This is a genomic window from Erwinia sp. ErVv1 (genome assembly GCF_900068895.1).
Taxonomy (GTDB): domain Bacteria; phylum Pseudomonadota; class Gammaproteobacteria; order Enterobacterales; family Enterobacteriaceae; genus Erwinia.
The window spans coordinates 24,627-33,824 of the sequence record NZ_CDPK01000021.1 but is presented as its reverse complement, the minus strand read 5'-3'; the positions used below and the strand labels follow the sequence as shown (position 1 = coordinate 33,824).

Annotated in this window: 8 protein-coding genes; 3 read left to right on the top strand and 5 right to left on the bottom strand. The window is 54.0% G+C overall.

Annotated elements, in window-relative coordinates; all coding sequences use genetic code 11:
- Nucleotides 1-427 precede the first annotated feature (427 nt).
- Nucleotides 428-691: a peroxide/acid stress response protein YhcN gene (gene yhcN / locus A1830_RS20100; RefSeq protein WP_067710252.1), complete on the top strand. Its 264-nt coding sequence runs from the start codon at nucleotides 428-430 to the stop codon at nucleotides 689-691.
- Nucleotides 692-893: 202 nt separating this feature from the next.
- Entirely contained in the window at nucleotides 894-1,163 is a 270-nt protein-coding gene (yhcN, locus tag A1830_RS20095) for a peroxide/acid stress response protein YhcN (RefSeq protein WP_067710250.1), read from the top strand.
- Between the two features lie 401 nt (nucleotides 1,164-1,564).
- On the opposite strand, the gene A1830_RS20090 is transcribed toward yhcN (A1830_RS20095), so the two are convergent.
- The 4 genes from A1830_RS20090 to aaeX all read right to left on the bottom strand — a co-directional run bounded on the left by A1830_RS20090 (nucleotide 1,565) and on the right by aaeX (nucleotide 6,483).
- A complete protein-coding gene (locus A1830_RS20090; protein WP_067710248.1) occupies nucleotides 1,565-3,019 on the bottom strand; it encodes an NAD-dependent succinate-semialdehyde dehydrogenase in 1,455 nt (484 codons plus the stop codon).
- A gap of 348 nt (nucleotides 3,020-3,367) precedes the next feature.
- A complete protein-coding gene (gene aaeB, locus A1830_RS20085; RefSeq protein ID WP_067710246.1) occupies nucleotides 3,368-5,326 on the bottom strand; it encodes a p-hydroxybenzoic acid efflux pump subunit AaeB in 1,959 nt (652 codons plus the stop codon).
- A gap of 13 nt (nucleotides 5,327-5,339) precedes the next feature.
- Nucleotides 5,340-6,272: a p-hydroxybenzoic acid efflux pump subunit AaeA gene (gene aaeA, locus A1830_RS20080; protein WP_067710244.1), complete on the bottom strand. Its 933-nt coding sequence runs from the start codon at nucleotides 6,270-6,272 to the stop codon at nucleotides 5,340-5,342.
- 7 nt (nucleotides 6,273-6,279) lie between these two features.
- Nucleotides 6,280-6,483 (bottom strand): p-hydroxybenzoic acid efflux pump operon protein AaeX, encoded by a 204-nt coding sequence (gene aaeX, locus A1830_RS20075; protein ID WP_013204079.1) that lies wholly within the window; start codon nucleotides 6,481-6,483, stop codon nucleotides 6,280-6,282.
- A 278-nt stretch (nucleotides 6,484-6,761) separates the two neighbouring features.
- Here aaeX and aaeR point away from each other — a divergent pair, with 278 nt between their 5' ends.
- Nucleotides 6,762-7,679, top strand: a complete 918-nt coding sequence (gene aaeR / locus A1830_RS20070) for an HTH-type transcriptional activator AaeR (RefSeq protein ID WP_067710242.1) — start codon at nucleotides 6,762-6,764, stop codon at nucleotides 7,677-7,679.
- Between the two features lie 40 nt (nucleotides 7,680-7,719).
- On the opposite strand, the gene tldD is transcribed toward aaeR, so the two are convergent.
- A complete protein-coding gene (gene tldD, locus A1830_RS20065; RefSeq protein WP_067710240.1) occupies nucleotides 7,720-9,165 on the bottom strand; it encodes a metalloprotease TldD in 1,446 nt (481 codons plus the stop codon).
- Nucleotides 9,166-9,198 lie beyond the last annotated feature (33 nt).

Below are 9,198 nucleotides of genomic sequence, written 5' to 3'. Positions count from 1 at the left end.
TTGCCCTTGCCCTTGCCCTTGCCCTTGCCCTTGCCCTTGCCCTTGCCCTTGCCCTTGCCCTTGCCCTTGCCCTAGCCCTAGCCCTAGCCCTAGCCCTAGCCCTTGCCGCTATTATCAACTGCCTGATTGCCGACTATGCAACGTGAAATACTCCAATACTTCCGTCTCATAGTGTGATCAACCACAAATAAACGCACAAAAAGATAAATTCACATATCACGATGTTTTTACATGGATTTAACAGTGAGTGGCGAAAATATAAGCACTGGTTATAACCTAAAGTTATTAAAAACCGCTTCCGGGCGAGGCTCACCCGCCATTTTATTATTAGCTTGCTATTAATTTTTTACGTTATTAGTTCTATACTTGTCTTCGTGATGCAAATCACAGCAAACGAAAAATAAAAACAGTAACGAGGAATAAAATCATGAAAATCACCAAAGCAGTTGTTGCTATGACCCTGTTATCAGCCTTCTCTTTCGGTGCCAGCGCCGCTGAGCTAATCAACTCTGAGCAGGCACAAAATCTACAGGCTGTGGGGACTATCACCGTAAGCGGTGTAGCAGGCACACCAATGGATATTCGTCAGCAGCTTAACCAGAAAGCTGATGACAAGGGCGCATCTGCCTATCGCGTAATTGAAGCGAATATGAATAATACCTATCACGCAACGGCGGAAATTTATAAATAAACCGGCATAGATAAATAATTGTACGTAATGCTTTGTCGCCCGAATCAAGCACTTTACACAGTTATTTACCCTACATGTTGGCACCATAAATATTCGCTAAATGAATTGTCACTGAGACAACAATCGTAAAAGACGGTAACCCCAGAATATCATCGCTTATTATCCTGCCCGGTTACCAATGAGTCCTCTGAGGAGTATATCCATGAAAACCAAATTAATGATAAGCATGATAAGTCTGGCTGCCGTTCTCTCATTCGGTGCAAGCGCCGCTAACCTGGTAACCCAGGAGCAGGCGGACAGCCAAAATCTGCAATCGATGGGCACCGTGACAATCAGCGGCATTGATGGCGTACCGACCGATATGCGCCAGCAGCTTTCTCAGAAGGCTGAGGAACAGGGGGCATCGTCGTATCGTGTTATTGAAGCCCGTAATGAGGGTAATTACCACATTACCGCCGAGCTTTATAAATAACCCAATGCATTCCAGGTTCGATAATTATCCTTGCTGAGTTCTGATTTAATAACCGGGCCATTTATATCTCACATCAGGGATATCATTGCGCTTTTGTTTTTGCGCGGCATCAATGCGTGTTAAGTTAGCCAGCCGGGTTAATAAAAACCTGATTATTCATCTAAGTAAAGTTAGCAGCCACAGTCGCACCGGGGACGTAATCCCTGCGTTTTACCGGTAGTGTAAGTAAGCCTGATGCGTGACAAAGAAACATTAATAATAAGTGCAGTTAATAATATCGACAATGATCGCAGGCCTGGCGTGAGAAAGACCTCATCGGCTCGCCGCGGCTACAGGTGGCATGTTATTCCTCGTCAGTATGGCGAATCCTTTAGCCCCGGTTGCCCGGGGCCTTTTTTTAGCTACAGCCCACCGATATGTACGGCCTTCACTTCCAGATACTCTTCCAACCCCAGCACCGACCCTTCACGACCCAGCCCGGACTCTTTTATCCCGCCGAACGGTGCCACTTCCGTTGATACCGCGCACTCGTTGACCCCTACCATGCCGCTTTCCAACGCCTGGGATACCCGAAATACACGCTGCAAATTCTGCGTATAGAAGTAGGCCGCCAGACCAAATTCAGTGTCGTTTGCCCGGCGTATCACTTCTTCTTCATTATCAAAGCGAAAACAGGCCGCGACCGGCCCAAAGGTCTCTTCCCGGGCCAGCTGCATATTTTCACTGGCTTCGGCAATCACCGTGGGCTGCCAGAAATTTCCGCCCAGCGCATGTCGTGCGCCGCCGGTGAGGATCTGCCCACCCTTCGCGATGGCATCATTGACGTGTTCCTCAACCTTATCTACCGCTGCTGATTCGATTAGCGGCCCCACAATCACGCCCTCATCCATGCCGTTGCCCACCTTAAGCTTGCTCACCTCATCGGCGAGCTGCCGCACAAACCTGTCATAAACGTTACTCTGAATATAAAAGCGGTTAACGCTGACGCACACCTGTCCGGCATTGCGGAACTTATTGGCGATCGCCCCTTTGACTGCGGCATCAATATCCGCATCCTCAAAAACGATGTAGGGCGCGTTGCCACCGAGCTCCATTGAGACTTTTTTCATCGTTTCGGCGGCATTACGCATCAGCAGTTTGCCAACCTGCGTTGAACCGGTAAAAGAGATCTTCCTGACCGCTTTACTGGCCATAATCGCATCGCTAATTGCGTGCGTATCGCCCGCAACAGCGTTAATCACACCGTCCGGCACCCCGGCTTTTTTTGCCAGCGCCAGCAGCGCAAAGGCAGAGAGTGGCGTATTGTTAGCCGGTTTAATCACCCCGGTGCAGCCTGCGGCCAGGGCCGGGCCAAGCTTGCGGGTCAGCATCGCCATCGGGAAGTTCCAGGGCGTTATCGCCGCGACCACGCCGACAGGCTCGCGGGTGGCCAGAATTCTTGAGCCAGTTTTAGCAGGAGGGATGATCTCCCCATTGGCTCGTTTTGCCTGCTCGGCAAACCACTGGATAAAGCTGGCGGCATACTCTACTTCGCCCTCCGCTTCTTTTACCGGCTTGCCCTGCTCCGCCGTCATCAGCTTCCCGAGCCAGGTTTTATTATCGATAATCAGCTGATACCAGCGATTCAGGATCTCGCTGCGCGCTTTTGCCGTTTTCTGCCGCCAGGCCGGAAAGGCATTTTCGGCTGCGGCAATCGCCTGTTCTGTCTCGCTTTTACCCGCGCGGGCCACCTGGGCTATGACCTCGCCCGTGGCCGGATTAACCACATCAAAGGTGGTCGCGCAGCGCTGCCACTGTCCGTCCGCGAGATAACCGGTCTGGAAGAGGTCGTTATCCTGAAGGAATGATAGGTTCATTATATTCTCCTGTAGGGGTTTACCATCCTGATGAGATCAGTATAGATGGCGTGCTTTATCCCCGCAGGCAACGGACAGGAATACGCTCAGGACGGATGCGGATGCAGGTAGGTGAGCGTGTACGGGTGCAAATGAGAATGCAGGTAGGTAAGCGCGTACGGATGCAGATGAAAATGCAGGTAAGTGAGCGTGTACGAGTGCAGATGAAAATGCAGGTAGGTGAGCGTGTACGGGTGCAGATGAAAATGCAGGTAGGTGAGCGTGTACGAGTGCAGGTGCAGGTGCAGGTGCAGGTGCAGGTGCAGGTGCAGGTGCAGGTCAATAATGTGCCTGCACCCTGCCCTGGGGTTAAATCTGAATCAGCGTGCTTTGGTACTTTTTCAGCATCTCCCTGAGCCGCTGCACCGGCTCGGTGGCGCTGAGTGGCGCGTCATACTGCTGGAGTTTGTCCTGGTAAATGTCCAGCTCCGCCAGCAGCTGCTCAAAATTACGCCGACGCTTCGTATCACTGCCGGAGGCGACGACGCGGTCTGCGGTGTGGCGCAGCTGTTTATGGTAGGCCGACAGATCGGCATTGACCGGAATTTCTGCCTCACGCAGCCGCTGATGGCTGATAATCAGCGTCAGGGCGATGCGATACTTGTTAATGTCGCCTGGGAACATATTGAGCAGCATAAACAACTGCTGGTAAAGCGCGGGCAGGTGATTTTCCCGCCGTCTGAGCTGATTTGTCGTCAGGGCCGAAACCGCAGAGTACATAAAGCGGTTAAGCAGCGTGCGGCCAATGCGGTCTTTTGACGTATCACGAATAAGCAGGATCACCAGCAGCGCAAGAAAGCAGCCAATGGCCTGGCCAAGCGCGTTATCCAGAAAGGCGCTCACGTTAAAGGTCATCGGGTTATCAAGCGTCAGTACGTTGACCGTGCCAACCAGTGCGCCCAGCGTGCCAATCTGCCGACGCTGAATAAGGATCCCGGCAACAAATGCCATTACCCCCATCGCGATGCACAACAACAGCATACTCTGTTGTGTCGATGGCATGATGAACATGTAGTAAAGCGAGCCGAGCGGAATAGCAACGATCATCCCGTAGAGGAAGTCTTTCGCCATCATCAGCGGATTTGGCATGCGCATCGCCAGCGCGGTGACGACCGCCAGCATAACCATGGCACCACTCCCCGATGACCAGCCTGACCAGAGCCAGAACAGCGAGCCGATAGCAGTGGCAACAAAGGTGCGGATACCGTTAACCAGCGCGTGTCGTGTTTCCGCAGAACGCATTTTCACTACCGGCTCACCATTCAGAACCTCTTCTTCCATACTGCTGATGCGGGCGTTGGTGTGAATGCCCTTAAGCAGAAGCAGATAGCGGGTTGCTGCACCCACCCAGTTTGCGATAGTGGCCGGGGTATTTTTACTGCCGCTGGCGCTGATGACTCTACGCAGCACCTTCATCTGTTTGTGGACTTCTGCCACCGTAGTGGCCGGTTTTTCAAATAACAGATGAAACTGCGGCGGCAGGTAAGCCTCACGTGTGTCCTGGATAACAAAGGCCTCAGCCGCCTGGGTAATCAGCGTCAGCGAAAGCGTGTTTAAAGCGCGCAGGCGTCGATCGATGTTATACCATCTTCCCGACTCCATCATCAGGTGGCTACGCATGCCGTTAACGGCGGTTGTGCGACGCACCAGTCCGGTCAGGGCCTTATCGACCTCCTCTTTCGGCGCAGGCGCGACGCAGAGCTGCATCAGATGATAGTGATCCACCAGCAGCGCATCCACTTCCCGATCGAGATCCTGCTTAATGGAGCGCGGAGAGAACAGCATATCGGCGAGGATAGCGCAGACGATCCCTATGATGATTTCGCTACAGCGTTCAACGGCAAACTGCGGTGCCACCAGTACCGAACCATTGGCATTCAGACTTACCACGATAATCAGCGCGGTGTAGCCCGCCAGACCCAATGCATAGGAGTTCTCAACTTTGATCAGTGAGGAGAGCCAGACGCAGAATCCTGCCCACAGACAGCACAACAGCAGCATAACGACCGGTGCGCGAATGGTGGCGATCATGATCACCAGCGAGGCGATGCAGCCGATAAAGGTGCCGATAATACGCAGCATGCCACGGTGACGTAGCGCACCGGAAAAGGGATCGCCGCCGGCCGCAAATGCCGTGCCGCCCGCAACGATACAGGCCGTCATGACGGCCCAGCGCGGCGTTTGCAGATTAAAGTGAAAGCCAATCACCAGTGCCAGCACAATGGCAAAGGTGAGTTTGATCGGAAATCGCAGACGATACCACTGCATAACTGCTCCCTGCTTAGCCGAACTCACGCAGGCGATGCATCAGTTTCATCATGGGTGACATATCACTGGTCTGACGATCGCGCGCACCCGTTATCACTACCGTTGCAGTGGTACCGGAAGGATAAATATTACCCTGCTGCTGATCCAGACGGATACGGACGGGCACACGCTGCGCCAGACGCACCCACTCAAGGTTTGAGTCGATGGTAGCCATGCCTTTACTGTCTATCGTGCTGCTGCTGTTGGTCACCCCAGCCGCAATACTGTCAACGGTGCCGTGCAGCACGCGGTTACTGCCCAGCGGCGTAATCTCTACGCGATAGCCCGGCCGAACGCCCTCCAGCTTAGTCTCTTCCATATAGGCGAGGATGTAGAAGGTATGCGCCTGTACCAGCGCCACCGCCGTCGATCCCCGGGTAATGAACTCACCGCGGTAGACGTTAAGGTTGGTAATCCAGCCATCAGCAGGGGCTTTCACTACGGTACGGGTTAAATCGAGCTGCGCGGTATCACGGGTTGCCGTGGCCTTTGCCAGCTGATGCTCGGTAGTCTGGTATTCATTGTTCGCCTGGTCGATCGCTTCCCGCGACATCGCAGAGACGCCCAGCTGGTTACGGCGGGCAGCCTCACGTCGTTTTTCACTGACCAGCGTCTGATAATAGGCAACGTCGGCTTCGGCCTGATTCAGCGCCTGCTGATAACGCGGCTGATCAACCACAAACAGCACCTGATCTTTTTTTACCAGCTGGTTGTCGTGTACGCGAACGTCGGTGATCAGACCGCTAACATCCGGGGCTATCGCCACGATATCAGCGGTAAATTTAGCATCACGCGTCCAGGGCGACTCGGTGTAAAACACCCAGGCACGGAAGATGACAATGACGGCTACGATGACCAGAATAAGGGTAATGGCAAACCGGGAAATTTTTCTTGTTAGCGCTTTCACTCAGACCTCAGACAAACAATCGGGAAACCAGATAAAACAGGCAGCAGTAGAGTGCTGTATTAAACAGTGCGGGATGCCAGACCAAATCGTAGATCCCGGTTGGCGTAAGCAGACGACGCACCAGCCAGAACAGCATCAGTGACACTATGATTTCAAAGAATATGGGCGGAAAGGAGAGCCCAAATATTACAATAACCGGAAGCATACTCATCTCTTATCCTTGTCAGTACTTAACCGGGCTCGCATTTGCCATACAAAAGCCACCTCCCTTGCTCAGGGCGGTTGCTGTTTTACAGGTTGATGATGACAGTCCTGTGCGCATACTGTCAGATAATCATAACCGGCGCTCAATGAATAATAGCGTATCCAGGAGCCAGCATTTCGGCGAGTTGAGTTACTGAGGAGTAACCCGGCGGTGCTATAGTAACGCGGCTGACTATGTGTTTTCTACCTAATGTGATCTAAATCACTTTTAAGCCAGAGTTAATAATGGAAAGACTGAAAGGCATGACCGTGTTTGCACGGGTCGTGGAGCTGGGATCCTTCACCGCTGCCGCCCATCAAATGCAAATGAGCGTTTCCGCCGTAAGCCAAATCGTCGCAAAGCTTGAGGACGAATTGCAGATCAAGCTGCTGAATCGCAGCACGCGAAGCCTCGGCCTGACCGAGGCGGGGAAAATTTATTTTCAGGGCTGTCGGCGAATGATGGCTGAGGCACAGCAGGTGCATGAGCAGCTCTACGCCTTCAACAACACGCCGGTCGGTGCGCTGCGCATCGGTAGCTCCTCTACCATGGCGCAGAATGTGTTGGCGACGATGAGCGCAGAGATGCTGAAAAAGTATCCGGGCCTGACCGTGAATCTGGTCACCGGCAGCCCGGCGCCTGACCTGATTGCTGATGGCCTGGACCTGGTGATCCGCGTGGGGGCGCTCCAGGATTCTAACCTGTTTTCCAAAAGGCTCGGCTCAATGCCGATGGTGGTCTGTGCCGCCAGAAGCTATCTGGCCACCCACGGCATTCCCGAAAAGCCGACGGACATCAGCAATTTTTCCTGGCTGCAATACAGTGTCCGGCCCGACAACGATGTAGAACTGACCTCGCCAGAAGGCGTTTCGATCCGCCTCTCGCCGCAGGGCCGCTTCGCCACCAATGATTCACAAACGCTGATTAAGTGGCTGGGTGCAGGCTCCGGGATTGCCTGGGTGCCGTTGATGTGGGTGATTGATGAGATTAACGCCGGTAAAGTGGACATCCTTTTTCCGCACTATCAGTCGGTGCCACGACCGGTTTATGCGGTCTATACCCAGAAGGATAAACTACCGCTTAAGGTTCAGCTCTGTATTGATTCTCTGACGGCCTATTTTGACCGGGTGGCGGATATTTATCAGGAGTTCAGAGGAGAGTAAGGAAATAAAAGACGCCGCCCTGGCAGGCGGCGTCATGCCGTCAGGCGGTACCACCTACGGTCAGTTTATCCAGCTTCAGGGTCGGCTGGCCAACGCCGACTGGCAGACTCTGCCCCTCTTTGCCGCAGACGCCCACGCCTTTATCCAGCGCCAGATCGTTGCCAACCATCGAAATCTGCTGCATCGCCTCAATGCCGGAGCCGATGAGCGTCGCCCCTTTCACGGCTTTAGTGACCTTGCCCTTCTCAATCAGATAGGCCTCTGAGGTTGAGAACACAAACTTGCCGGAGGTGATATCCACCTGCCCACCGCCAAAGTTTGGCGCATACAGGCCGTAATCCACGCTTTCGATAATTTCCTGCGGGGTGGATTTACCGTCCAGCATATAGGTATTGGTCATGCGCGGCATCGGCAGATGGGCATAGGACTCACGTCGACCATTGCCGGTAGGTTTGACTCCCATCAGGCGCGCATTGAGCTTATCCTGCATATAGCCCTTGAGGATGCCGTTTTCGATCAGCACATTGTACTGCCCGGGTACGCCTTCATCATCCACGGCCAGCGAGCCGCGCAGCCCGTCAATGGTGCCATCATCAACGACGGTGCAAAGCTCTGATGCCACCATCTGGCCCATCTGACCGCTAAACACCGAGGTTCCCCGCCGGTTGAAATCACCTTCAAGACCGTGGCCCACCGCTTCGTGCAGCAGGACGCCCGGCCATCCCGCGCCCAGCACTACCGGGATGGTCCCGGCAGGTGCCGCTACGGCGTTAAGATTCACTAACGCCATCCGCACCGCTTCGCGCGCCCAGGCATCAGCACGAACTTCGCCCGATTCGTCAGCCAGGAAGAATTCGTAGCCGAAACGGCCGCCGCCGCCGCTCGAGCCGCGTTCGCGCTTACCGTTTTCTTCAACCTGAACGCTGACGGAGAGGCGAACCAGTGGCCGGACGTCGGTCGCAAGCGTTCCATCGGTTGCCGCCACCAGAATCAGTTCATAGACGCCGCTCAGGCTGGCGCTGACTTCCTGCACCCGCTTATCTGCCGCACGCGCGGTACTGTCAACGCGATGCAGCAGGGCGATTTTTTCTTCACGACTGAGGCTTTGGAGAGGATCAACCGCCGGATAAAGGGGGCGGTTCATTACCGCACCCAGCGTGCGGGAAATACCGTTGCCCTGCTCACGCACAATGCTGCGCGCGGCCATGGCGCTTTGCGTCAGGGCGTTTAGCGTGATCTGGTCGGCATAGGCAAACCCGGTTTTTTCGCCGCTGACCGCACGGACGCCGACGCCCTGGTCAATATTCCAGGAGCCATCCTTAATAATGCGGTCTTCCAGTACCCAGGATTCGTGAAAGCTGGACTGAAAATAGAGATCCGCATAGTCGAGCTTACGTTCAGAAAGCTGACCAAGCAGGGTAAAGAGATCCTGTTGATTAATATTATTTGCAGTTAGTAACTGCTCACTTACCAGATTCAGACTCATGTATTCTCGCTCTGTGTGGATGAGCCAGTAACC

Bases quoted from the DNA above. Each gene is read 5' to 3' on its own strand.
- aaeR (WP_067710242.1), top strand. From the start codon at position 6,762: ATGGAAAGACTGAAAGGCATGACCGTGTTTGCACGGGTCGTGGAGCTG.
- yhcN (WP_067710252.1), top strand. From the start codon at position 428: ATGAAAATCACCAAAGCAGTTGTTGCTATGACCCTGTTATCAGCCTTC.
- aaeX (WP_013204079.1), bottom strand. From the start codon at position 6,483: ATGAGTATGCTTCCGGTTATTGTAATATTTGGGCTCTCCTTTCCGCCC.
- aaeB (WP_067710246.1), bottom strand. From the start codon at position 5,326: ATGCAGTGGTATCGTCTGCGATTTCCGATCAAACTCACCTTTGCCATT.
- tldD (WP_067710240.1), bottom strand. From the start codon at position 9,165: ATGAGTCTGAATCTGGTAAGTGAGCAGTTACTAACTGCAAATAATATT.
- A1830_RS20090 (WP_067710248.1), bottom strand. From the start codon at position 3,019: ATGAACCTATCATTCCTTCAGGATAACGACCTCTTCCAGACCGGTTAT.
- yhcN (WP_067710250.1), top strand. From the start codon at position 894: ATGAAAACCAAATTAATGATAAGCATGATAAGTCTGGCTGCCGTTCTC.